Below are 25,055 nucleotides of genomic sequence, written 5' to 3' on the forward strand. Positions count from 1 at the left end.
CAACTATGAAACTTGCACACGAGTTCATTCAACTCGCTCACACTTTTAATGTGCAGCAGTTGCAAAAAGAAGTTAACAGCATACCCGAGTCGGCATGGGTACCCCATCATGAAGGTTTTAAAGGAAACTATTCAATTCCTTTAGTTTCTGTTGATGGCAAAATTAACAATGACTTTAAAGGCGCAATGGCACCCACCGAAATATTAAATAGCAGCCCTTACTTACAACAAGTCATTGCAAGTTTTGGCGAAGTCGTTGGTCGTTCACGCTTAATGGCATTGGGTCCTGGTTGCCAAGTCCCTAAACACTCTGACATCAATTACCACTGGTACAAACGCATCAGAATACACATTCCGATTATTACCGATCCTAAGGTAATTTTTTATTGCGCAGATAAGCAAGTCCATATGCAAGCCGGCGAAGCGTGGATATTTGATTCTTGGAAATATCACCAAGTACACAACGACAGTGATTTGTTGCGCATTCACTTGGTCATCGACATTTGTGGCTCACCTCATTTTTGGGAACAAGCTAAATTTGGCAAAGTTCCTTGGCTACAAGAAACACAAACGTCAGCCACACCTAAATTCATAGACTACGTTGAAGGTAAGCAGGTCAACATCTTGTGCGAAAAGTTTAATGTGCCTTTGGTGATGTCACCTGGTGAAGTAGATGGCTTGGTTGGCGACCTACTTCGCGATCTTAAAAGAGTTGACAGTAACAAGCCTGAGCATCAAAACGAATTTATTCGAAAGGTTGAAGATTTTAGCTATGCGTGGCGCTGCCTATGGATACTGCATGGTTTAAACGAAAGTGGCTGGAAAGACTATCATGAGCTTCGTCAACGCGCCTTTGAAAGCGTTAAACACCTCGATGCCAAATTGTATCTACAAAACGACACACAAGCGGTGAGGATGTTTATAAACTGCATAATAGATCCAGCTCTTAATGTTGAAGTAAAAGATAGTTATTTGGCCCCTGCCCAGCAAACAACTACGAATCAAGCTTCTCGACCACAAGCGCCTGCGCCAAGGCCCGTGCCTAATGCAGCCAAGGCAAGCAAACCGCCCTCTCGCAACGAACCCTGCTTTTGTGGCTCAGGTTTAAAATACAAAGCGTGTCATGGAAAGTTAAACTAGCTTAATAAAGTAAGCTGCTTTCTTAATGCGTCTACTTTCTTTTTATGCTCGTCGGTCAAGTAGGGCAAGTACTTATCCCCGCTTCCTAAGGCACTGGTCGTTATGGGCTTGCGCACTTGACTGGCACTAGGCGTTAAGATCCTGCGCTTTGACTTATAAAAATGTAAGCAAGCTTCTTGAAAGTCCAAGTCACAGTAGCCAAGCAATGAGCGAATTGTCTTTTCAGTGTCCTTCACCAATTCAGCGTAATGTAGGAGATGGATTAAGCTTGGCTCAGTTGCTTGCCAATGCTGCAGTAAAGAGTAGTAAATACTGGTGTAGAAAAGGGTGTTATTAACATTAAAGCTGAAATCGTTACCTTGGCTAAAATGCTGCTTATATACACTCATAGTGTTATCAAGTGGGTCGCGCAATAAGGCGATAATTTTGGCATTTGGAAACAGTTTATTAATCAGCGGAATATGCAAAAAGTTGGTAGGGTTCTTATCAACTAAAAAAGGCTTGGCATCAAGCACGTACTCATTTGCTTGGGCTAAGTAGTAGTTGGCGAAATGTTTACACTCATCTCTACTAAGACCTGAGACAGCATCACAATAGTTCTTACCTTTACTAATTTGTATCGCAATACGCTCTATAAACGGTAATTCATCACTTGTTGCTACCTCACTGTGGCTGCCCAATATTTGTTCGCATAAGGTAGTACCCGAGCGCGGCATACCAACAATAAAAATCGGCGTGGTAGCATTGTCGCATGAAGCCGATTCGAAAGATGAGAAATGTGCGATTTGGCTACTGGCTAAGTGCTGCAGCGCTTGTTGTTTGAAGGGGCGCTCTTGCCCAATGGTTTTATTGGCGGTATTTAGCGCATTTACACTTCCCGAAATATCGTTTTGCTGCTCATGGGCGCGCGCCAAAGCAAATTGCAATAAACCGAGTTCCTTAGCATTGCCAAGCCTATGTGACTCATGTTTGATGCAGTGTTCAATTGTCGCAATATCTTGTTTGCTTAACTTATAGTCTTTAAGATCAGCAAGACTCCAAAAACCTGTTCCCATCATTGCTTTTGCTGCACTAATAAAACGATGATAATAGTCTGCTGCAACTTCGCTTTCACTAAGGGCTTTATAGGCATGTCCCAAATTGACAAGGGCCAAATTGTGGGTGTCACTATGCTCTAGGCAGGGTTTCAAACTAGCGATGGCTTCTTCGACCTTGCCAATTCTAGACAAGCATAGCCCCAATTGCAGCCGGATTTTAGGGTTGTTCGCTTGCATAACGCCCAATTTTTCAAGTGCTTGAGCCAATAAAAAATACAATTCTAAATGGCTAAGTTGTTGGGCCAAGGCATGCAGTTGTTGGCTAGAAATATCTGCTTGAGTCAATATCGTGATTAAGTCATCGCGCGCTTGGTCAAATTCGGATTCAGCGCCTAAAATCCTTGCGCGCATGAGCAAGGCGTCTATTTGCGTTGGCTTTTGTTCTAGCAAGGTGGCTAATGTTTTTTTCGCTGAAGTCACATTGCCTGACTGCAATGCCGAAAAGGCACTTTGAAGATGTTGTTGAATAAAGGGGTCCACAGATATCTACTTAATTACTATTTGGGCTAGACTGCATAAAGTGATATCTTAAAGCATTGAGCACCGATAGCAATATGCGAAAACTAAGCTGTATACCCAAATAAAAACTATGTCTAAAACTCAATTTAATCCGCAACAAACCTTAAATAGCGCAATGCAACTGATGCAAGCAAGTCGCTTCAAAGAAGCGCTGCAATTGTTTGCACAACTAGAGCGATTTGGGATGAAAGATTTCCGCTTAGACAGAACCATGGGCGCAGCCTACGAGCGCCTAGGTGATGCAGAAAACACCATAAAGTACTTCAAAAAGTCTATCGCTAAAATGCCGCAACAAGCTGATTTGCATTACGCCATCGGCAATACGCAAAGCAAAGTCATGCAACACGACCTGGCGCTTGCCTCATATAAAAAAGCAGTGGATTTACAAAGTAATAATGCACAATACCAACTCAAACTAGCCGAAAGCTACCGCATTAGCAAAGAGCATACAAAGGCCCTCGAGCTATATACTTCCCTTCAAAGCACGCAGGCAAATAATGTAAGCTTAATTTCAGGGCTAGGCCGTGTTTACAGCGAAACTGGCGATTCAAATAAAGCCATCGAGGTACTAAGCGCTGGAATAAAGCTTAATCCAAATAATGAATCACTAATACACCAATTAGCTTGGTTATATAAAGAGATGGGGCGTGCTGATGAGGCCGTAAAGTACTTTACTCAGTGCCTAAGCCTTAATAAAAATAATCCTGAATATATAGAAGACCTCGCTCTTTCACTGCTAGATGCAGGCAAAGCCCAAGAAGCGGTCGAACACCTAAACAGTGGGATTAAGTTGCATCCCCACCATCCCAAATTAAATAGGCTTTTAGCAAACATTAATTTTGAATTTGATAACAGCAATCATCTTCAGCATTATCAAACTATTCCTATCGATAATATGCCAAGTGATTTATTTCAGGACTATGTACAGCAACTAATACAAATAGGTGACATCGAGCAAGCACAAGAGCTTGTGTCAATGGTGAAAAAACAAAACATAGATGCAAATTCACATCTTGCCTTGCAAATTAAATTACTCGAAAAGCAGCATAAGTTTGAACAAATTATTTCCATACTGCGCAAAAAAATAAAACAAAGCAAAAGCAATGATGCCTTTTATATAGAAACCTTATGTAAAGCCTACCTAGCTGTTGGTGAGGGAAGTTTAGCGATAAAAACCATCAAGCCCCAGCTTGAACGATTCGAGAATGACCAGTTTTATTGGGCCTTGTATACCACTGGCCTTAGGATGATTGGCTCAGATTTGTATCATCGCTATTGTGACTATGATAAATACGTATTCAACCGCCCCTTATTGTTACAAGAATCCCAAGACAGTCTAGCTGAATTTAATGCTGAGCTAAGAAGCACACTCGAGCAATTACATATTACAAAACGCAATCCATTAGACCAATCTTTAGTGGGCGGTACACAAACCGTGGGGATGTTGCTTAACCGACCCATTCCTATCGTAATGGAGTTTAAGCAAGCATTAGTTCGCACATTCAATCAAGCCTTAAGTACAATCAACTATGACCCCAAACATCCTGTTGCTAGCAGAATAAAAGACGACGTCGACTTCTCTTCCTCTTGGTCTGTGAGGCTACAAGATCAAGGTTTTCATATTTCTCATGTCCACCCAAAAGGTTGGTATAGCTGTGCTTACTACGTTAATGTACCAAGCGAAGTAAATGACGAGTCAAAACAAGGTTGGTTGAATATGGGTAAACCCGGTTTAGTGCTAAAAAATCCGATGGAAGCGGAACATTGGGTGAAACCTAAAGAAGGGGAATTGGTACTGTTCCCTTCCTATTTTTGGCATGGGACAGAGGCCTTTAATAGTAACGCTTGTAGAATGTCTGTGGGTTTGGATATATTGCCTAAATGAATCAACTTATCGTTTAAACGAGATTAAAATAGCAATTAGAAACAGATGAAACTCGCGTAGTCGCGTAATTCCTTAAAAAATGTATTACCATCGGTAAATAAGAATAAACAAATATGGAATGTGAATAACCAATATGATTAAAAAAATAATACTACTATGCTTTGTCGCACTCATACCTACTGCTTACTCTCAGGCCCAAACCCTTGTAGATGAGCTTGCAAAATGTACACAAATTGAAAATAGCTTAAAGCGCTTAATTTGTTATGACGACCTTGCGCAAAAGTTAAATAAAAATACTGCCTTTAAAGAAGCAAAGAATAATGTAAAGGCAAACCCCGTGGTACCTGAAGCGCCAGCAACTGCTGCCTCTGATGATGACTATTTTGGAAAAGAACAAACAAAAGTGGCTGAAATAAGCACCGAAGACAAAATCTATGCAACAGTGACAGAAATAAGCATAAATGCTCGCAAGAAAAGTATCTTTACCCTTAGTAACGGACAAGAGTGGCTACATGTGGACGAAAGCCGCTTACGCTTGAAAATCGGTGAACGTGTATACGTTGAACGAGGTATGTTGGGCGCGTTTTATATGGGCAAAGACAGTGAAAACAGACGCATTAAAGTCAAGCGCGTAGATTAATAACATCATGCTAAAAATATTGTATTACATCATAATAATAAGTTTCTTTAATACTTTGTTCGCGCATGCTAGTAGCGAAAGCAAGAAACTACCTTTTGTTGAAATATATAGTGATGACACGCTTTCTATCATCGATGCACATGCGCAGTTTAGTGTTCTCGGTAAAGGATACGCGTGGTCTGAAGGGCCACTATGGATTGCTCAAGAAAATATATTAGTTTTTTCAGATGTTCCGAAAAATACACTTTATCAATATAAAGAAGATGAAGGCGTTAGCGTTTACCTTTCCCCTTCTGGTGCGACTAAATTATTCGACTACGATTCAAGCCAAGGTGGAAATGGCCTATTACTAAACGCAAAAGGCGAACTGGTGATAATGCAACATGGCGATCGTCGAATCGCTATAATGGATGCACCGCTAAATGCACCACAAGCAAAGTTTGTCACCCTTACTGATAGCTACGAAAACAAGCGCCTCAATAGCCCCAACGATGGTATTTACCACTCAAACGGTGATTTGTATTTTACCGACCCTCCCTACGGACTCCACAATGGGAACAAAAATCCTCATAAAGAACTAAGTTTTAGTGGTGTTTACCGCTTATCACAGAGCGGGACATTAAGCCTCGAAGATGACTCACTCACCTTTCCAAACGGCATTGTACTGAGCAATGATGAAACAGAAGCATACGTTGCAGTATCTGACCCGAGTGCAGCTAAATGGTATCGCTACAATGTGCTAGAAGATGGTAGTTTAGAAAATAGAGAAGTATTTTATGACGCTACGCACTTAGTAGGACAAAACAATGAAAATGGTTTACCCGATGGGATGGCTGTTCACTCAAAGGGCTACCTATTTGCCACCGGCCCAGGAGGCGTTTTTGTCTTTACCGAAACAGGTAAATTGTTAGCCAAAATAAGAACGGGAAAAGCGACCGCTAATTGCACATTATCAACTGACGAAAAAACCTTATACATAACCGCACATGACACATTAATGTCGATTGCGCTCAAGTAAATAATTTCACTCAGCGAAATACCTGAGGTAAAACGCTGTACACATACCATGGAGAAAACAATGAAACCAGAAACTATTGCTCTGCATAGTGGCTACACCAGTGACCCAACAACAAAAGCGGCAACGACGCCAATTTATCAAACTACCTCGTTTACCTTTGACGACACTCAGCACGGTGCCGACCTTTTCAATCTAGCGGTGCCTGGCAATATCTACAGCCGAATAATGAACCCAACTAATGCGGTGCTTGAGGCACGTGTAGCTGAACTTGAAGGCGGCATAGGTGCATTGGCCGTTGCTTCTGGTATGGCCGCAATTCGATATGCAATTGAGGCTATTGCTGAAGTTGGTTCAAACATTGTGAGCTCTAGTCAACTTTATGGTGGTACATACAATCTTTTTGCCCATACTTTTCCTCGCCAAGGTATCGAAGCGCGCTTTGCCGCCGGTGAAGACTTCGACAAAATTGCATCATTAATAGACGAAAATACACGAGCGCTTTTTTGTGAGTCCATTGGCAACCCCGCAGGCAACGTTGTTGATATTAAGCGCTGGGCTGAAATTGCACACGCCGCTGGTGTTCCTCTAATTGTAGACAACACAGTCGCCACGCCAATTTTATGCCGTGCATTTGACCATGGTGCCGACATTGTGATTCATTCATTAACGAAATATATAGGCGGTCACGGCACAACTATTGGCGGCATTATTGTAGATTCAGGTAAATTTGATTGGGCGGCCAACAGTGAGCGCTTTCAAATGATGACTACGCCTGATCCGTCCTACCATGGCGTTGTTTACACCGAGGCGCTTGGTGAAGCAGCTTATATTGGTCGCTGTCGTGTGGTTCCTTTACGAAATACTGGCGCCGCCTTATCACCACAAAGTGCCTTCCAAATTATGCAAGGACTCGAAACTTTGTCGTTGCGAATGGAAAGACATTGTGAAAATGCAGAGGCAGTAGCGAAGTATTTAAGCGAGCACAGCGCGGTAAGCTGGGTAAATTATGCGGCCCTTCCTAGTAGTAAATACCATGAAACCTGCCAGAGTATTTGTGGCGGCAAAGCAGCCGGAATTATCAGCTTTGGTATTAAAGGCGGAATTGAAGGCGGGTCAAAATTCATTGATGCGCTACAACTCATATTGCGCTTAGTAAATATCGGCGATGCCAAGTCTTTGGCCTGTCATCCAGCTAGCACGACTCACAGGCAACTAAGCCCACAAGAGCTTGCGACGGTAGGTGTTTCAGAAGATATGGTAAGAATATCGGTAGGTATTGAACATATTGACGATATTATTGCTGATATAGACCAAGCATTAAACGCTAGCCAAGCCTAGCAATGTAGAGATATAAACACAATCAAAGCAGCCACTCGCTTACCAGCTTGTGGCTGCTTTTTTATGCCTACATTTTAGTGGTTGCGCACGTTTATCCACACCGCATGGATGATGCCAGGCAATAAACCTAATATGCACAACAGAATATTGATTAACAAATGTTTACCTACGCCTTCTTTTATCAACACCGAGATGGGGGTAAAAAGATCGCAAGTGCAATCATAATAACGTTTTTCATAAGCCTTCCTTTTTATTGTTTGAGGTATTTACCTTGTATTTAGCCCCACAACAGGCCTAAGTGTCAAGGCGAGTCGTGCGCTGAAAAATGGGTATGCGCCTCATCCATTTATTTATCAAAAAAAACGGTGCTAAACGCGCTCAAATTATTGCGTTTAAAAATGATTAAAAACTCAATATATGTATGCAGATGCCGATAAGAAATCAAGGGATTTGGGTAGTGCACGTTTTCGTCAATATTTACTTTCTGTATGCACGGGGTTAACTAGATTGAGTTGTAAAGAGTGAAGAGATTTTCGGTATGGCTAGTAACATTGCTAATACTGCTTAGCGTAGAGGGAGCAACTTCCTCTTATTCGCAGGCAGTAGACAATGCCGTGTCTCTAGTTGTTGTCGTTCACTCTCAAAATAAAATCAAAAGTCTAAGTAAAAAAGAAATCATCGACATATATATGGGACGTTTCAATACCTTTCCTGATGGCTCACCTGTGGCACCTATTGATTTGCCCGCTGGCAGTTTAGAAAAGCAATCCTTTTATCAATTACTAGTGGGTAAGGATGAAAGAAAAATTAAAGCGTATTGGTCTAGGCTGTTGTTTTCCGGTCGCGCAACTCCCCCTTTCAAGCAGTATCAAAATTAGACGTGCTCAATAGTTTAGACGAACATTCTTTAGCGTATTTGCCGCTAAATGAAGTAACTTCGGAGATGAAAATTGTTTATCAATTCTAAGCGCAGGCTATTTATTCTCGTTGTTGCCATTTTTGCAGGTTTATTGCCATGTGCAAGTACACTTGCTAATGATGATATCAGAGTGAGCGGTTTCGCCAATCTAGGGCTTACCTATTCGGATAGCGATACGTTTGCATTTCGAAATTCAATTATCAACACATCTCGGGAAGGTCTGTCCTTTGCTGCAGACTCGCTGGTGGGCTTACAAATAAATGCGCAAATCAATGATCGCTTAGATGCAGTAGGACAAGTGCTTCTTCAAGACCGTTTTGACCACTCCTTCACAAATTATATACAGCTTGCATTTTTACGGTATCAGATTAACCGCAACTGGTCTGTTAAAGCGGGCAGATTTAGCACACCAAGTTATTTATTTACCGATTATCGTTACGTTGGACATGCTATGACCTGGGTAAGAGCACCTCTAGAAATGTATTCTATTGTGGGCTCTGTCGGAAACATGAATGGACTACAAGCAGCTTATGTAACAGATACCAATTTTGGTACGATAAAAATGAGCCTTTCTCGCGGTAACGCTCGTTACCACTCTGATGTGAAGGCTGGTAAGTTTCGTTTTTCTTACAAAGACTTGACCGGCTTGAACATAGAATTACAGTCCATCAACTGGCGCGCACAAGCCGTATATTTAACTGGCGAATACGACAACACTATCTTTCCTGGTTTAGAAGAAGCGCGCAGCGCGCCAGACCTTGTGCCAGTCGTTTTTAAACCTTATGCGCAAGAACTTGCTGATTCTTTTATTCCAGACGGCAAGCGGGTAAAATACTTGTCTATTGGCGGTAGTTATACATTCGACAATATCGAAATCATCGCTGAGGCCAGCGACTACGAGAGTAAGTTTGGACTAGCGAAAAGCGCTCGATTTGGCTACGTTTCATTGTCTTATAACATAGATGATTTAACACCTTTTGTTACCATCGGCTTATATGACAGAAAAGAAGCGCCTGAAGTTATCGATTTTGCAAAAGCACAATCTGAATTACCGCCATTATTCTATCAGCAGCTGCTTGGTTTAGTGTATGAGTCAAACCAGTTTGTACAAAAGTACTCTGTAGATCAGAAGTCGCTCAGTCTTGGGCTTAAGTGGGATTTTTCTTCTGCATGGTCCTTTAAGGCACAAATGGACCATTTTAAGCCGAATGCTTTGGGCAGCGGCTTTTTCTCAGTTTTAGACGGACTTGAGAGACCAAATAAAAAAACCAGCTATAATGTATTTACCCTTAGTTTCACTACTACTTTCTAACTTCGAACTAGCACTATGAAACTATCCATACGCGTTGGACTGATTATAGGCACGCTTTCAATAGCCATTTCTACTGTGGTCGCTGGCGTTAGTTATTATTACCAACTTGAAAAAGCTAGTCAGCAAAGCCAACAGTTAGTGCTGCAGCTAGCACAGAACGCTAACCGAACGAGCGCTATCGCAGCGTATTTGAATGATTCAGAGTTGGCTGGTGAGATTGTTGCTGGGCTCGCAAACAATGATTTAATTGCGGGTGCTACCATCAGCGCTCCCGATGCACAACTATTAGTAAGCGACGGAGCGGTCACTCCTAGTGTTGATAATATTATTGTCCTCCTCTTTAATCCCTTTGTCGAAGATGACATCCTTGGCAGTTTAGTGGTCTACCCTGATCTTAAATTTATCCAAAACCAAGCTTCTACCAACAGCATGCAAAACGCTGTATTGCTTATTATATTGAGCGTATTAATCGCAATTTTTGTTGGTATTTACGTACGTAGCAAGCTGACTCGCCCACTCAAATCCTTGTCAAAAGAGTTTTCAAATATCAACACCTCTGCGCCGGACGAAATGCAGGCGGTAGAAATCGGCTACACGAGAAAAGATGAAATAGGTCTGTTGGTCAGCAACATAAACGAGCTTATTATCGCGCTGCAGAAGCAGTTTAGATCTGAACGCAGCCTTCGTAAAACCACAGAAAAACTACAAAAACGCTACCGCTTGTTATTCGAGCAAGCAACATCTGGTATTGGTGTACTAACGAGTAAAGGTATCGTCTCCATTGCTAACCCCGCTTTTAACAAACTGTTTGGTGAAAATACAGAAGGTAATAATCTAGCCAAGTATTTTGAGTCTCCAGACAAGCTAAAGGCGCAAATTGCGTCAGTCTGTACAGGTTTCGCCTACACCCAATTAGAGGTGGATTTGGTCAGCTACAGAAACGGCGAAAAACGTTATTTGCACTGCTTATTTTCTAACATTGAAGATGAAAGGGAGCTGGCGAGAGAAAAGTCTGACCATATGATTGAAGTAGTAATCTACGACGTTACCAAAAGGCGACAAGAAGAGGCCAATGCAAGATATGAGGCCGACCACGATTCTTTGACCAGCCTGCTAAATAGACGCTCTGGTACAGGAAAGTTGAGCGCGCAGTTACAACAGTCTGCTGAGCAAGGTCTTAACTTTGCACTAATGATGATGGACTTGGACAAATTTAAACCAGTCAATGACACCCATGGTCATGATGTGGGCGATTTAGTATTGACCACTATCAGCCGGCGCTTGACACGCTTGTCTGAAAACCTGATGACGACGCTCATCCGATGGGGCGGAGATGAATTTCTTATTGCCTTAAGCGTAAAGGATGAAGAGCAAATTGTAAGCTACGCACAGCAAGTATTAGCCGATGTGAAAAAGGAAGTTGCCGTAAGCACAAGCTTGAAGGTATCGGTAGGTGCAAGCCTTGGAATTATTAAAGTCACACCAGACCTCGCCGCGACAACTGAAATAGAAACACTTATTAGTTCTGCCGACGGCTTAATGTACCGAGTAAAAGAGAAAAATCGCAATAATTTTACGATCGTAAATTATCAGGAGCTTGACAAAATCGAGTGAACTTTCGACCTTATTGACCCTGTCACTTCTAGACCCATTTTGCATAAATCGAAAGGTATACCTGTTGCTAATTAAAACGCTATTAATGCAGGCTAAGCTCTTTCTGCGCCCAACTGTTTAAGCACTTCAATATCGCTATAAAAATGTCTTCCTGCAGGACCTTCCCAGCGAGAATCAGCGCCTCGTCCAGCGATGATGGCAACATCCCCTTTTTGCAATACGGTGCATAGATAATAAATTGCACGATTGCGCGGCGCTATTTCTTTGTAATTGTGAGCATGTGCAAGTTGCGCGCGGATTAAAGCGGGATCTTCTTTTCTTGGGTCATCATCACTAACAACAACTATATCGGCATTTGATGCAGCGTCAGCCATAGCTTCGCGCTTAATGGCCCCCCAACCTCCTTTTGAACTCAATAAAAACGCAAGTTTATGATTATCTTTTAACATGGTACGAGTGTGATCAATGACCGCGCGAATTCCCCCGGGATTGTGTGCAAAGTCAACAATAACAAGCACACCATTTGGCAGCAACCATTGTTCATAGCGACCCGGAGGTGACACGAGTTGCATGGTTTTAGCTGCAATACTCGCATCAGTAATTGGCTTTATATCCCTTCGCGCCTTTAAAAGTTTGAGCACTTCTTTGGCAAGGGTTACCGCCATATAGCAATTCTCTTGTTGAAACTGCAACAAAAACGGCGTTTCACAAGGCTCGGGAATGAGATGCTTAAAACCACGGTTTACTGAAGCCTGTTGTACCGGCAAAAGCCCATCACTGTGAGGGTCGAATACCAAGCAAGCATCTTGCTCAACTAAATTAAATAAATGTAGCTTTGCATCAATATATGCCTGCATGTTGCCATGCACATTTAAGTGATCTTCGGTAATATTAGTGAAAGCTATACCGTCATAGCGAAGACGGTTATGCAGGCCTTTTGCGAGGGCTGCGCTATATACCTCTATTGCAATAACTTTAACGCCTTGTTCTGCGCATAAGTAATTTATGTAGGCGGGCAGCCCCTCATCCCCTGGAGGCACCTCAGAACGGTCGCGCACACCTTCAGGCGTTTCAATCCGCTGTCCTATAGCCGCTGCCCGAATACCAAGCTGGCGTAACAAAGATGCAAGCATGGTTGTCACCGATGTTTTTCCGTTTGTACCTGTCACCCCAATCAAAATAGGAGGTGAATGATGCATGTTAGTCTTCATCCTCATCAGCTTTTCGTTGCATCATTCGGCCATGTTCGTCTACCGTGACCTTCGCATCAAGCATGACAAGTGGCGTAGAAACTCGCGTAAGCCAAGTATCAACCAGCACGTCCCCTGCTTGGCGACGCTGAGTTGCCTCTTTCATCTCTTGGTGTAGTGGCAACCAGCGTTCATCGGTAATTTTTGCTGCCTCGGTGGAATATAGCGCAGGCCTACCTCGATAAACGAAGTCGCGCAAACCTTCTTCATAGTTAGGTCGAACCGGCACCAAGACTCGCGCAATACCAGAGCGTAAAAAGTTAGCATGAAGCGGGTCGGGGTGACTAAGGGACACTAATCGGCGCCATTCGTCGGGCTCATTCCAATAATAGGGATATAACGTGAACGACATATTTGACCACTCAAAGGCTTGCTCAGCAAAACGCGCCTCAACGGCAAGCGGATCAAGTCGCCCACGGTCTATCGGCATATTGCCTTCAAGCATTGGCCCTTCCCCAGCTTCAACCACAAGGGGCAAGTCAAAAGTGGTTTCGCTTGTCACCCGCTCTTCTGCCAGTTTTGCCTCACTTCCCATAAGCTGCAAACATAAACGCTTGAGCTCATCACGTTCAAGCTCACGCAACCTAGCAGGAGGAGCATCAATTAAATCTTCAACAGACAATCCAGCCATAGTTTCAGCATGGTCAGCTTTTGCACTGGCCAACTGAGCTTGATAAGCCTCAAAAATGGCGTCGTACACTTTATGCTGCCACTCTAGTAAAGCTTCTTTGCTAGGTTCACACTTTACTTGTATAACAAATTGTACCGTTGCATCGTGTCTTGCATATAGTGAATAGCCCAAGGTGCCTCTTTGTCCTTTGGCCTTGTTGAACTTAAATACAGTGGCATCGGTGCCAGCAGTTAACGATGGCCAGCCACCGGTCTTTTGAATAGTCTCGCTGCCCAAAGTGACCCATACTTCTGGGTCTGTCGAATGCTTTCTAAATGCAATAATAGTGACCTCAGCAGATTTGACTTCATAACCTTGCTCTATTGAAAAAGAACCTTCGCGGCGAACGGTTTGCGAGCCATCACTTCCGCCGTCTGCATCAGATGCGGTTTCAGTGAGGGTAAGTGAATCTGTTGGCGGAGGCGGAATGTTTCTAACCCCATATTGCTCAACAAAGCGTTGATAAGTACTTGGGCTAATATCCTTTATTCGAACACTTGGTTTAGGTGGGAGCTTTAATGCAGGCTTTTTATTGTTAAGTGCGCCCAATTGTCGTAAATAGGCGCCTGGTGAGGGAATGTAAAATTCATAAAAAAACCTAAGACCGCGGTTAACCAGCCGCATATTATAAATTTTATCAACATAGCGATATACACCCGCAATATGCTTTGCATCACCTTTGGTATTGTCAAAGCGATGTACATTGGCATGCTCGGTTTTAGTACGGGTAATTTCCTTGCGCGACTGCTGCACTCTAGACTGCGTTCGCTGAACAGCGCTTTCGGTGACCTCTTGCGCAAATTGGCTCGAGCGCTCATTGGCGCTGCGCTTTGCGTTATCCATCGAAAATTGCAGTCCTGCCTTAACTTCAATTTTAGGGCCGTATGTTGCCGACATATCAAAGTTTGTATCGGTTTTGGTGCGCCTATCGAGCTCTTCCCTCGACGCTGTTTGCAGCTCAAAGCGCTCAGAACTTTGTAGGTTACGATCCATGTATTCTTCGTTTTCTTCTTCATCGAGCCGCGTAATTTCTTGTTCGTTACTTTGTTTATGTAAGCGCTCTCTAAATTCACTTGCCATCACGTTTTCGATGTAGGCAATTTCCCCCAACTCGTAGCGATGAAGTTCTTGCTGTACCACTTGCAATTCACCCACTCCAACCGGTCTAAAGAAGCTCGGTGTGGTATCCACCTCTGGCTCGCTAGGGTTAGGCACATCAATAGGTAACGGGCCTTCATTAAATGCACTATCAAGGTTAGGACTAGCTGGCCTTGTCCCCTCATTCAACGCGTTCTCATCGTTGCCTTCATTTAGCGCGCTGCCAAGGTTGTTGTTACGGAAAAACCGGCCTAAATTTGGATTGAGTCGTGGTTGAATACCGCGTTCGATATGCAAGCTACTGGCAATTGTACCGGCGTTAGGTGCAGTGACTGATTCGGCCTTATTTTTGATAACCACCAAGTCATCAGATGTGGCTAAATCTGAAAGACCTATTACCTTATTAATTAAAGCTGCATCAACACCTGAGATCAAAAGGGCAGATAACGACTTCTCAACACCAACAGTAGTAACCGCTTTTTTTAGGCTTTTATCGTCAGCGGCGCTGCGGAGCTTATTGAAGATACCGAGGGCTTCAGATGCGCTGACCGAAGTAAGTGAAATCGTATTTTTATTAGTTTTTGAATCAATTGCTTCTGGCGGTCTCAAAGCAACAAATTTGAACACATCAAACGACATTAGAAGTCCCTTTGTGAGTAATTCGCAGTTTGTGCCATACAGCATGGAAATTATGGTGCGTTAACAGTCCTTTCCCTGGCGTCTTATTTTAGTGATTGCTATTTTTATCGAAGGCTCTGCTTCTCCTCATAATAAAAAGAAGTAATTTACCTTCATTCGTAGGCTATTATTTGTTCGCTTTTTATGCAAGTAAAACTTGGTCGCTATGAATCGCTAGAATCAAAGAAAAAATTAATAACGCTTTGGCTTTGCAGTTACAGTTACAGTTACGGTTACTAAGACCATGCAACAAAACATCAGCACTTCATAACTAAGTATGTAAACTAATACCATAGCCTTCCCCTAAGAATAGTGTTTTGCGCTACAATGAGTTATAACTAATCGATATAAGTTAGACTCAATAATGTTGGAAATTTTTGGCTTCTTAGCCGCTATTCTTATGGGGATTGTGCTAGGCAGTATAGGCGGTGGAGGTTCTATACTCACTGTTCCTATATTAGTTTATTTGTTTGGCTTAGGCGCCGCTAGCGCAACCGCATACTCCTTGTTAATTGTTGGTTTAACCGCAACTTATGGCGCGTTCAATTATTATAGGCAAGGTTTAATTGAAATAAAATCATCCATTTTATTTGCTATCCCTTCAATTATCGCAGTTTACATAACGCGCGCGTATTTAATGCCTGCAATACCAGACCCTATTTTAAGTTCTCCTGTGCTTGTCGATAAAGGCACACTTATTATGGTCAGTTTTGCGATTTTAATGCTCTTATCCGCTTATATGATGCTTACCCGCGATAATTCTAAATTACAGTCTAAATCGGGTAAACACAGTTCGGTATTAATAATAATTGAAGGCGCTGTTGTAGGAATTGCGACGGGGATGCTGGGTGCTGGGGGTGGTTTCTTGATTATCCCAGCCTTAGTTTTATTAATGGGAATGGAAATGAAAAAGGCGGTAGGCGCGTCTTTATTAATCATTTCATTAAAATCTTTGATTGGATTTAGCGGCGATCTGCAAGCCGGCATCTCTCTTGATTACCTGCTAATTGGAAAACTCATCATTTTTACACTACTTGGCATGTGGCTTGCTACTAAAATATCTAAAAATATAGATGGCGCAAAGCTTCAAAAAGGATTTGGTGTTTTCACTTTAGCTATTGCCCTATTTATCATTATTAAAGAACTTTTATTATAGGCTAATCAATGAAGGTAAAAACGTTTTACGACCAAGATACCGCAACATTCACTCATATAATAATTGATGAGAGCACCAAGAAATGTGCCGTTATTGATTCGGTCATAGATTACGATCACTTTTCAGGCTGTGTTAAAACGCAAAGCGCCGACAGCGTCATTGCGTATGTTAAAGAACATAATCTCACTAACGAATGGATTTTAGAAACGCATATTCATGCCGATCACATAACCGCAGCAGAATATTTAAAACAACACATTGGGGGAAAAACCGCCATTAGTATAGGAATTAAAGAAGTACTAGAAATATGGGTACCCATATTTAATTCCAACGAAGACACCCCACTAGATGGCCATCAATTTGATGTTTTATTGGACGAAGGCAGCCAAGTCGAAATAGGTAGTATTACGTTATGTGTATGGTTAACACCTGGACACACTCCAGCATGTGCTAGTTTTTATTGTCAAGAACATGGCGCTATTTTTGTGGGTGATACCATTTTTGCACCTCATCTTGGTTCGGCTCGCTGCGACTTCCCAGGGGGTCGGCCACCGATTTATTTAATACCATTCAGCGTTTTTACTCGCTACCAGATTCAACTAATGTTTACCTATGCCACGATTATCCTGAGCCCAATGAAGACGCAACTGCTGTCGTAACCATAAGTGAACAAAAAGCAAATAATATTCAAATAACGCCTAATACTTCGCTAGAAGAATATGTCAGCAAAAGAGAAACGCGTGACGCAAGCCTTGATGTTCCTAAATTACTCTATCCTTCTTTGCAAACCAACCTAAGACTAGGTAATTTCGGCGCAACAAGTAGCAATGGGCGTCAATACATAAAGATACCGATAAACGTATTATGACGATTGAACCTGTTTATTCACACATTAGGGACAAGTATCTATATGGAGATTAAAAAATTAAGCGAATCGATATCTGTTTCTGCCCAAATAGAACTGAGTCAAATACCCACTATTAAAGCCTTGGGTTTTAAGTCGATTATTTGCAATCGTCCCGACGGTGAAGCTGCGACTCAGCCAAGCTTTTTAGACATTAAAGCAAAGGCCGACACATTAAGTTTAAAGACTGTACATCAAGCGGTAGTATTAGACACCATTGATGAAAACGATGTAGCGACATTTAAAAAAATAGTAGAAAAACTTCCACATCCTATACTAATCTACTGTCGCTCGGGTGCCCGTTGCACCAAACTTTGGTCACTTGCATTTGGCGACGAAAATTAATTGGCGCTTACCAAGCTAATAAGCGCGAAAACTAAACCTTTTTAGCCCTTATTTTTAATGACATCACCCAATTTTAAGCCTATTAGCATACATACAATGAATACCAACATAGCTGGATTAAATGAAGATAAGTTAGCTACAGCAGGGCCTGGACAAACGCCCGACAAACCCCAACCGATTCCAAACAAACTAGCACCTAGCAAGAGCTTTTTATCGATAGACGCGCTTGAAGACTTAGGCATCTTGTCGCCTAGCACACATGTTTCTTTAGGTCGCAAAACAAAATAATAAAATACAGCAAAGGTCACCAAGCCACCACCCATTACAAATGCCAAACTAGGATCCCAGTCGCCAAAAACATCGAGGAAATTTTTTACTTTTTGCGGATTGACCATTTGCGATATGGTCAATCCCATACCAAATATTAGACCACTTATTAAACTAATTATTGCGTTCATTATATGCTAGTCCCTTAAAGTAAATGCTGAGTAACAGCAACGGTAATAAAGGCTGTCGCCATGAAAGTACAAGTAGCAACTATGGAGCGCTTTGAAAGCCTACCCATACCACAAATCCCATGACCGCTAGTGCAGCCATTACCTATTGCGGCACCTAAGCCGACTAACAAGCCGCCGACCACAGCGATGAGGTAAGAAAATTGGTCGCTACTTGGAAGAGAGAACTCGGAAAAGTTTGATACTAAGATAGGCCCAAGGACCAAACCGGCAACAAAACTAAGTCGCCATGGAGATTCAGCGAGTGACGCTTTATCGACTTTTAGCAAATTACCAATTATGCCAGAGCATCCGGCGACTTTACCTAAAAACAGCATTAAAATAACAGCTGAAATACCAATCAAGACCCCGCCGATCGTGGCGGAAACAGGTGTAAATTCGGTCATGTATTACCTCTAAATTTTGATGTTTCGGTTTTATGATCTAGTTGTTCACACTTTTTATAGTATATTTATTTATACGCAAGTAGTCAGATACATACTATAGCTCAATTAAAATTACCGTTAAATGCTTACAATAGTATAATTATTAGGCGCCATCGCGTGAAAACAAGCTTCTCTCATCCCTATGTAAGATATCCTAAAATAGCAGCCATCAGTTTAGCGCTTATTTCTTTAATGGTGTTAGCCACACAGGCAAACGCCACAAATGGTTATTACACTTTAGGCTACAGCGCAAAAGACAAAGCAACAGCAGGCACCAGTATAGCACGAGGCAGCGATGCTTTGTCTTTAGCTACCAACCCTGCAACCATGTTGCAAGTAGGTGATCGTTTTGATTTTGGTCTCAATGCATTTATACCCGTTCGTGAATATACGGTAAGTGGCGGGCCCTCTTTGCCCGATGGTTTTGGCCCTGTTATAGGCGGTATTCCATCTTGTTCTGCTCCCGGTCAGCAGCCTTGCCAAATCCCTTTTGGCATTAGCCCGCAAAATATAAAGTCTAGTCGTGAGATCTTTTTCATACCTAACATAGCTTATGTCAAACAATTAGACGACAGCAGTGCAATAGGCATTTCTTTTTATGGAAATGGTGGAATGAACACCACGTATTCGGGCGGTAGTGCAAATATCTTCAATCCAGAAACGAATCAAATTGAGAATAGTGCAGGTAGTTTTGGTGCTGGGCGCACGGGTGTTGACCTTACACAAGTGTTTCTAAACGTCTCTTATGCTTGGAAAGTGAATGAACAACTAGATTTAGGAGTCGCTGTTATTGGCGCTATGCAAGCTTTTAGAGCTGAAGGATTGGCGCCTTTTGCGAATATGTCTCTAGATCCGAGTAAGCTCAGTGACAATGGTCATGATTTTTCCTTTGGGCTAGGCGTAAAATTAGGTGTGGTTTACCACGCAACAGATGATTTAAGCTTTGGATTGTCTTATCAATCAAAGCAAAAAATGACGAAGTTTGAGGAGTACTCTGGTTTATTCGCCCAAGGTGGTGACTTTGATATGCCTTCAACTTTTATAGCCGGTTTAGCATATGATATCTCAGACACATTAACCGTTAAATTTGATTATCAATCTATTAATTATGAAGGCGTGCCTTCGGTTAGTAATTCTGTAAATAATCTAATCAATGGCCAGTGCTTAGACGCCTTAAACAACACTTTATTTTCTGGTAGCCCATCCCCTGCCGCAGGCCCCGGATGCTTAGGTGGTGAAAACGGCGCAGGTTTCGGTTGGAAAAATATGGATGTATTCAAAACAGGGCTCGAATGGGATTCTTCAGGCAATACATATCGAATCGGTATTAGTGCAACAAAACAGCCCATTGCTAGCAATGAAGTCAACTTGAATATGCTTGCTCCGGGTGTAATTGAATACCATCTTGCAACAGGAATGACAACGCAACTTAATGGACGAGAATGGACATTTTTTGCTATGTACATGCCGTCAAAAAGCGTTGAAGGACAATCTTTGTTTGACCCATCACAAACTATTGAGTTTAACATGCATCAATTTGAGTTTGGATTGGCTATCAAGTTTTAATACGCCTTTACCGATAATAACTAAGGGTAACTCGGAGTCTGTCATGTCATTTTGGATAGTGTGCACAATCATAGTCGCAAGCGTAGCATGTAGTACTTTTATGTGTCATTTTATTTGGTCAAAAAAATATAAATCACTGCAAGCGAATTGTGCGAATTTAGAGCAAGCGTCTGAGCAAGCGCTAATAGCCGCCAATCAACAAACAATAAACAATGACCAAAAGCACGCTCAAAATCAACAATCTAAAGCTGACGAATATACTTCTTATTTATCCAAATTCTTGGAACAGGTTGCAGACAAATCTGATTCTATTTCGACTGATCTTGAAACCATATCAGGAAAAATAGAGGCCTTAAACAAGAGTGTTGTAGAAGTTAGTGATACCTCGAAGAAAACGGATCACACTTCAGATATGGGCATGCAACACGTGGCGTTAGTCGCCCAAAGCCTTAAAGCATTTAGTGAATCGAACACCGGTCTTAAGAATATTCAAAAACAGTTTGCCGATGTTCAAGAGAAAACCGAGGCTATTCGCTATGTAGGTGAAGAAGCTGAAATGCTTGCACTCAACGCGGCAATAGAAGCTGCTCGCGCCGGCGAAGCAGGCAGAGGGTTTGCGGTTGTTGCTGATGCAATGAAATCACTTGCTAGAAACTCACAAGACACAACTGTAGATATTCAATCGATAGTTTCTGAAAGCGAAAAAACGATTGGTAAAATAATTGAAGATTATCAATATCGAAGCAGTGAGCTTAATGAAAACGTAAAACTATTGTTGGAAAGTTTTACGCAAATCAAAGAAGCGATAACCAATATAAATGAACATTCTATTCAAATTCAACAAGACACCAGTACATCTTCCAAAGAAATCTTAGATACCGAGTCTGTGGTAAAAACCTTCATTGAAAAACAAGTAAGAGAGTTGAGTGACCTTATTTCATTAATTCAAGGTGTTGCAATCGTAAACCTAGGCCCCGCAGAAGTTAAACCGAAGCTTGGAACTTTTGACGAAATAATTGATGTAAGACGCCCAGAAGAATATAACGATGAGCTTGGTCACATTCCAAACTCAAGGCTGTCAACATTGCAAACTGACTTTAAAAAAGATGTTAAAACATTAGACAAAAACAAATCTTACTTATTTGTTTGCCGCAGTGGCGGGCGCTCTACCAAAGCAGCTCAAATGGCCATAAATAATGGCGTGAATAATGTTACTAACTTAGATGGCGGCATGTTAGCCTGGTCTAAAACCGGCTAACATTCTCTTCAACTGCCCCAATATATAGCCGATAGCATTAACAAAGCCTACTCGCGATAAAAAACTAAGCGATAATCGTTGGATACCAACGACCGACAGCAAGCCCAAACAAACCAATTAAGAAGACAACAGCTATAACTATTAACAATGCGATCATTAACACAAGTAGCCATGTCTGCCTGCGTTTTTGGGCAAACCAAAGCAGCTGTATAAAAATATGTGGAGCAACATAGGACAAAAAGCTCACGCTAACGACCGTTGGCCCCGTAAAATCCTTAGTATTAATACCTACAACGCCAAACATTATCATCCATGCAAATATAAATAAGCGAAAAAATAACACACCATTAGCGGCTAAAAATAAATGTAAGGCCCAGCGCTGATGCAAAGCGAATTTTTTACGCCTTGCTGCACTCACTGCAAAAAAGCTACTCACTAGCACCATAGCACCGCTAAAGAAGGTTAAGCTATGCATAAGCGTATTGCCAACGGTTCCCCTTACAGTAATTAAATACATACCCGCTAAGGATATAGTGCATGCAAGGAGTACAAACAAGCGGCCATTATAACGATGAAAGCTAGCATAACGATTACGTATTGACGGGATTAATTGCAAACTACCGCCCACTATCATAATTATGGCTAGCAGAACATGTGCAGCATACATTGCATTGCCTAAAACATCTCCGTTCACATAGGCTGTTTCATTGAATCGATTCCACTGTGACAAACCTTCGCTTAAGCCTGTAAAGCCATAGCCCGCGGCTAAATAACCTACAAATATTAATTGAGAAAAAAGCAAAGTGATAAAGCATATTTTTTGACTTTTATTGAACCAGTTTAGCGATGAGGTAGATGATGTTGAGACCACAATAGATTTCCTTTAAGAAGATTTAAGCCAACGAAAGCTTAATGAATTTAAAGGTAAATTCTGGTCAAATTCGGAATTTGAACACCCAAATTTGCAAATAATTGACACATTCTCTAACAAAGTCTTTTTGCCCCGCTAAAAAAATAACCGTAAACTAATACTGAAATTAGACGCACGAATTATAGGAATAGTAACCCATGCAAAGTGACGCAGCAGGTGGTTTAGCTTATTACTTCTTAATTTTCTTCAGCATGGGGGTGATGTTTAGCCATGCCCTAAAAAAAGATAAACAACTAATAAATTACTTAGTGGCTATTTTTAGTGCGTCACTTTGTATGATTGGCGTACAGAAGTTAAGTGCAGACAGCATAGGCGCATTCCAGTATGTGATTGGCTTAGCAACTTGCGCCACCTGCAATGTGGTTTGGCTAATAGCACGTGCGCTTTTTAGAATAGGCTCGCCAATCAGTCGCAGGCATATCGCCCTTGCTTTAGTGATTGCCGGCTTGATTATTTTTAATCAAACATGGCATTTAATGGTTGCTGTAGACATTCAAAGTATACTCAATGATGCGCAAATGCTGCGTCTTAAACAAGGTATGAATGAAATCACCAACTTGTTGTCATCTAGTATTTTAGCCTTGTCTTTTTGGGAAGCGTTTCGCGCATATACAACCAAAAATACACTACAAAAAAGACAGTCAATTGTGTTTGCATCGGCTTTCTTCATGGGTGTTTTCAATTCTGCCGTATTGCCTAAGTTTCTCTTTTCTCCCGCCGAGATAGAATATTACTATCCCTGGATAATGACGTCTTCTGCGCTACTTATTCTTGCTGCAATTCAATATGTTATTTATTCACAAGAAAAAGCGCGTGTTAGAGAAGTAGACACGCAAAATAAGCTTATAGCCCCCAGGGATAACGATACAGTAAAAAGTCAAAAACAGCCGGTCGACCAAAAGATCATAAATGGTATTCAGGAGTTATTGACTAAAGATAAAATTTATTTGCAGGCTAACTTAAAAATTGCAAATGTAGCTCAGGCATTAGATAGTTCTGAATACTTGATTAGTAACGCCGTTCGCAATCATTTTGATGTCGCTAACTTCAATTTATTTGTTAATCAGTACCGAGTTAAACACGCACAAACGTTGTTACGAGACGCCGATTCACAACATTGGAGTATTTTGGTTATCTCGCTCGAAAGTGGCTTTTCTTCTGTGGGCACCTTCAACCGTGTATTTAAAGCTATCACAGGGAAATTGCCGAATGAATACAGGAAACAATCAAGCTTTGATTTAAAAAGTTTGCCAACGCTATAATAGTTTTAAACCGATATTATCAAATAATTTATGAGACACGATGAGTTGCCGTGCTCGCTCAATATCTGGAGCAAAATAGCGGTCTTTGTCATAAAACGTTACGTGTTCACGCAATAAGGCTTTTGCTTTTTCAAGCTTATCGCTTGTCTTAAGTGGTTGTCTAAAATCTATGCCTTGACACGCGGCTAACCATTCAATTGCTAGAATACCCGATACATTTTCAAAAATATCTTGTAAGCGCCGTGCCGCAAATGTGGCCATAGAAACATGATCTTCTTGATTGGCAGAGGTTGGTAATGAATCTATCGAAGCAGGATGGGCCAAGGTTTTGTTCTCACTAGCCAAGGCGGCACTGGTAACTTGCGCAATCATAAAGCCCGAATTGACGCCACCGTTGTCGACCAAAAATGGTGGTAATCCGCTAAGACTTGAATCAATCAATAATGCCATTCTGCGTTCCGACAAGGCGCCAATTTCAGACAAAGCAATCGCTAGCATATCTGCGGTCATCGCCACCGCTTCGGCATGAAAATTTCCGCCAGAGAGTATATCGCCAGAATCAGCGAATACGAGGGGGTTATCTGAAACACCATTAGCTTCCACCACTAAGGTTTCTGCAGCAAAACGCATTTGCCCTAAACAAGCTCCCATTACCTGCGGCTGACAGCGCAACGAATAAGGGTCTTGTACTTTCTGACAGCCTTGATGAGACTCTGCAATACTAGAACTTGCTAAAACCTCAGCAAATGCTTTAGCAATGTCAATTTGGCTTTGATGACCGCGTGCGGCGTGAATACGATGATCAAAGGGTACTCTAGAGCCCAAAGCGGCATCTACTGTCAGACCGCCTATAGCAATCGCACTACACAGCGCATTATGAGTATAGAATAAGCCTTCAATGGCTAGTGCAGTAGACGCTTGTGTACCATTTAATAGTGCCAACCCCTCTTTTGGCGCTAAAGCTATTTTTTCTAAACCCGCAATTTTTAGGGCTTTTTTGGCAGAAATAGTTTTACCCTGATAAATGGCTTCTCCTTCTCCTAATAACACGACACTCATGTGAGCTAAGGGCGCTAAATCTCCCGATGCGCCTACGGAACCTTTCTCTGGAATAGCGGGGTAAACTTCAGCATTGTACAAGGTAATAAGCGCTTCAATTACCTTTAATCGAATGCCAGAGTAACCACGCGCTAAGGAATTAATCTTCAACAGCATTAATAACCTAACACTGCGTTCACTCATAAATTTTCCCATCCCAGCGGCATGAGACAACACTATGCTTCGTTGCAATTGTTCTAGTTGGTTTTCGCTGATTTTAGTATTTGCTAGTAAGCCAAAGCCGGTATTGATCCCATATACCGTGCGCCCCTGTTTTAAAACCTCACGTACGGTATTATGTGATTGGTCAATGTTTTTTATGGCTGAAGGATCTAACTCAATTGCTTCATGTTGCCTAAAACAACGAAATAGATCATCGAGTGTCAATTTGCCAGGGTATAAACAAAATTTCTGCATC

General features: G+C 41.9%; 22 protein-coding genes. 14 read left to right on the forward strand and 8 right to left on the reverse strand.

Annotation, left to right across the window (positions count from 1 at the left end):
• Positions 1 to 5: 5 nt before the first annotated feature.
• On the forward strand, positions 6 to 1,139 hold the full coding sequence (locus AC0L6H_RS00110) for an aspartyl/asparaginyl beta-hydroxylase domain-containing protein (RefSeq protein WP_473391797.1): 1,134 nt from the start codon (positions 6 to 8) through the stop codon (positions 1,137 to 1,139).
• Here AC0L6H_RS00110 and AC0L6H_RS00115 read toward each other — a convergent pair.
• Positions 1,136 to 2,716, reverse strand: a complete 1,581-nt coding sequence (locus AC0L6H_RS00115; RefSeq protein ID WP_473391798.1) for a tetratricopeptide repeat-containing sulfotransferase family protein — start codon at positions 2,714 to 2,716, stop codon at positions 1,136 to 1,138. The genes AC0L6H_RS00110 and AC0L6H_RS00115 overlap by 4 nt on opposite strands.
• Before the next feature lie 109 nt (positions 2,717 to 2,825).
• Between AC0L6H_RS00115 and AC0L6H_RS00120 the strand changes: the two genes are divergently transcribed.
• From AC0L6H_RS00120 to AC0L6H_RS00135, 4 genes are all read left to right on the forward strand, one after another.
• Positions 2,826 to 4,640 carry a 2OG-Fe(II) oxygenase family protein gene (locus tag AC0L6H_RS00120; RefSeq protein ID WP_473391800.1) on the forward strand — a complete coding sequence of 605 codons (1,815 nt, stop codon included), beginning with the start codon at positions 2,826 to 2,828 and terminating at the stop codon, positions 4,638 to 4,640.
• Between the two features lie 133 nt (positions 4,641 to 4,773).
• On the forward strand, positions 4,774 to 5,280 hold the full coding sequence (locus AC0L6H_RS00125; RefSeq protein ID WP_473391801.1) for a hypothetical protein: 507 nt from the start codon (positions 4,774 to 4,776) through the stop codon (positions 5,278 to 5,280).
• 55 nt (positions 5,281 to 5,335) lie between these two features.
• Entirely contained in the window at positions 5,336 to 6,298 is a 963-nt protein-coding gene (locus tag AC0L6H_RS00130) for an SMP-30/gluconolactonase/LRE family protein (RefSeq protein ID WP_473391803.1), read from the forward strand.
• Positions 6,299 to 6,358: 60 nt separating this feature from the next.
• A complete protein-coding gene (locus tag AC0L6H_RS00135; protein WP_473391804.1) occupies positions 6,359 to 7,636 on the forward strand; it encodes an O-acetylhomoserine aminocarboxypropyltransferase/cysteine synthase family protein in 1,278 nt (425 codons plus the stop codon).
• Positions 7,637 to 7,710: 74 nt separating this feature from the next.
• On the opposite strand, the gene AC0L6H_RS00140 is transcribed toward AC0L6H_RS00135, so the two are convergent.
• Positions 7,711 to 7,824: a YqaE/Pmp3 family membrane protein gene (locus AC0L6H_RS00140; RefSeq protein WP_473391805.1), complete on the reverse strand. Its 114-nt coding sequence runs from the start codon at positions 7,822 to 7,824 to the stop codon at positions 7,711 to 7,713.
• Between the two features lie 333 nt (positions 7,825 to 8,157).
• Between AC0L6H_RS00140 and AC0L6H_RS00145 the strand changes: the two genes are divergently transcribed.
• The 3 genes from AC0L6H_RS00145 (at position 8,158) to AC0L6H_RS00155 (ending at position 11,481) form a co-directional block, all read left to right on the forward strand.
• Positions 8,158 to 8,514: a hypothetical protein gene (locus tag AC0L6H_RS00145; protein WP_473391807.1), complete on the forward strand. Its 357-nt coding sequence runs from the start codon at positions 8,158 to 8,160 to the stop codon at positions 8,512 to 8,514.
• 72 nt (positions 8,515 to 8,586) lie between these two features.
• Positions 8,587 to 9,867: a hypothetical protein gene (locus AC0L6H_RS00150; protein ID WP_473391808.1), complete on the forward strand. Its 1,281-nt coding sequence runs from the start codon at positions 8,587 to 8,589 to the stop codon at positions 9,865 to 9,867.
• Between the two features lie 15 nt (positions 9,868 to 9,882).
• A complete protein-coding gene (locus tag AC0L6H_RS00155) occupies positions 9,883 to 11,481 on the forward strand; it encodes a sensor domain-containing diguanylate cyclase (RefSeq protein WP_473391809.1) in 1,599 nt (532 codons plus the stop codon).
• Between the two features lie 92 nt (positions 11,482 to 11,573).
• On the opposite strand, the gene AC0L6H_RS00160 is transcribed toward AC0L6H_RS00155, so the two are convergent.
• Entirely contained in the window at positions 11,574 to 12,680 is a 1,107-nt protein-coding gene (locus AC0L6H_RS00160; protein WP_473391811.1) for a Mur ligase family protein, read from the reverse strand.
• Position 12,681: 1 nt separating this feature from the next.
• Positions 12,682 to 15,138: a hypothetical protein gene (locus AC0L6H_RS00165; RefSeq protein WP_473391812.1), complete on the reverse strand. Its 2,457-nt coding sequence runs from the start codon at positions 15,136 to 15,138 to the stop codon at positions 12,682 to 12,684.
• Between the two features lie 403 nt (positions 15,139 to 15,541).
• Here AC0L6H_RS00165 and AC0L6H_RS00170 point away from each other — a divergent pair, with 403 nt between their 5' ends.
• From AC0L6H_RS00170 to AC0L6H_RS00180, 3 genes are all read left to right on the forward strand, one after another.
• The gene (locus AC0L6H_RS00170; RefSeq protein ID WP_473391813.1) at positions 15,542 to 16,333 is read left to right on the forward strand and encodes a sulfite exporter TauE/SafE family protein; all 792 of its coding nucleotides are present in this window, start codon (positions 15,542 to 15,544) and stop codon (positions 16,331 to 16,333) included.
• A gap of 8 nt (positions 16,334 to 16,341) precedes the next feature.
• Positions 16,342 to 16,992: an MBL fold metallo-hydrolase gene (locus AC0L6H_RS00175; RefSeq protein ID WP_473391815.1), complete on the forward strand. Its 651-nt coding sequence runs from the start codon at positions 16,342 to 16,344 to the stop codon at positions 16,990 to 16,992.
• Positions 16,993 to 17,243: 251 nt separating this feature from the next.
• Positions 17,244 to 17,582, forward strand: coding sequence for a protein tyrosine phosphatase family protein (locus AC0L6H_RS00180; protein WP_473391816.1), 339 nt, complete (start codon positions 17,244 to 17,246; stop codon positions 17,580 to 17,582).
• Positions 17,583 to 17,623: 41 nt separating this feature from the next.
• Here AC0L6H_RS00180 and AC0L6H_RS00185 read toward each other — a convergent pair whose 3' ends face one another.
• The gene (locus AC0L6H_RS00185) at positions 17,624 to 18,040 is read right to left on the reverse strand and encodes a DUF6691 family protein (RefSeq protein WP_473391817.1); all 417 of its coding nucleotides are present in this window, start codon (positions 18,038 to 18,040) and stop codon (positions 17,624 to 17,626) included.
• A 14-nt stretch (positions 18,041 to 18,054) separates the two neighbouring features.
• Positions 18,055 to 18,483, reverse strand: a complete 429-nt coding sequence (locus AC0L6H_RS00190; protein WP_473391818.1) for a YeeE/YedE family protein — start codon at positions 18,481 to 18,483, stop codon at positions 18,055 to 18,057.
• Between the two features lie 156 nt (positions 18,484 to 18,639).
• Between AC0L6H_RS00190 and AC0L6H_RS00195 the strand changes: the two genes are divergently transcribed.
• Both AC0L6H_RS00195 and AC0L6H_RS00200 read left to right on the forward strand, forming a co-directional pair.
• A complete protein-coding gene (locus tag AC0L6H_RS00195; protein ID WP_473391820.1) occupies positions 18,640 to 20,088 on the forward strand; it encodes an OmpP1/FadL family transporter in 1,449 nt (482 codons plus the stop codon).
• A 43-nt stretch (positions 20,089 to 20,131) separates the two neighbouring features.
• Positions 20,132 to 21,346, forward strand: coding sequence for a methyl-accepting chemotaxis protein (locus AC0L6H_RS00200; protein WP_473391821.1), 1,215 nt, complete (start codon positions 20,132 to 20,134; stop codon positions 21,344 to 21,346).
• Positions 21,347 to 21,410: 64 nt separating this feature from the next.
• On the opposite strand, the gene AC0L6H_RS00205 is transcribed toward AC0L6H_RS00200, so the two are convergent.
• Positions 21,411 to 22,217 carry a DUF2306 domain-containing protein gene (locus tag AC0L6H_RS00205; RefSeq protein WP_473391822.1) on the reverse strand — a complete coding sequence of 269 codons (807 nt, stop codon included), beginning with the start codon at positions 22,215 to 22,217 and terminating at the stop codon, positions 21,411 to 21,413.
• Positions 22,218 to 22,414: 197 nt separating this feature from the next.
• On the opposite strand from AC0L6H_RS00205, the gene AC0L6H_RS00210 reads away from it, so the two are divergent.
• Positions 22,415 to 23,539, forward strand: a complete 1,125-nt coding sequence (locus AC0L6H_RS00210; RefSeq protein WP_473391824.1) for a helix-turn-helix domain-containing protein — start codon at positions 22,415 to 22,417, stop codon at positions 23,537 to 23,539.
• On the opposite strand, the gene hutH is transcribed toward AC0L6H_RS00210, so the two are convergent.
• Positions 23,534 to 25,054, reverse strand: a complete 1,521-nt coding sequence (gene hutH / locus AC0L6H_RS00215; RefSeq protein WP_473391825.1) for a histidine ammonia-lyase — start codon at positions 25,052 to 25,054, stop codon at positions 23,534 to 23,536. The two genes, AC0L6H_RS00210 and hutH, sit on opposite strands and share 6 nt — an antisense overlap.
• Position 25,055 lies beyond the last annotated feature (1 nt).

The sequence above is a fragment of the Glaciecola sp. G7-5 genome, assembly GCF_055808975.1.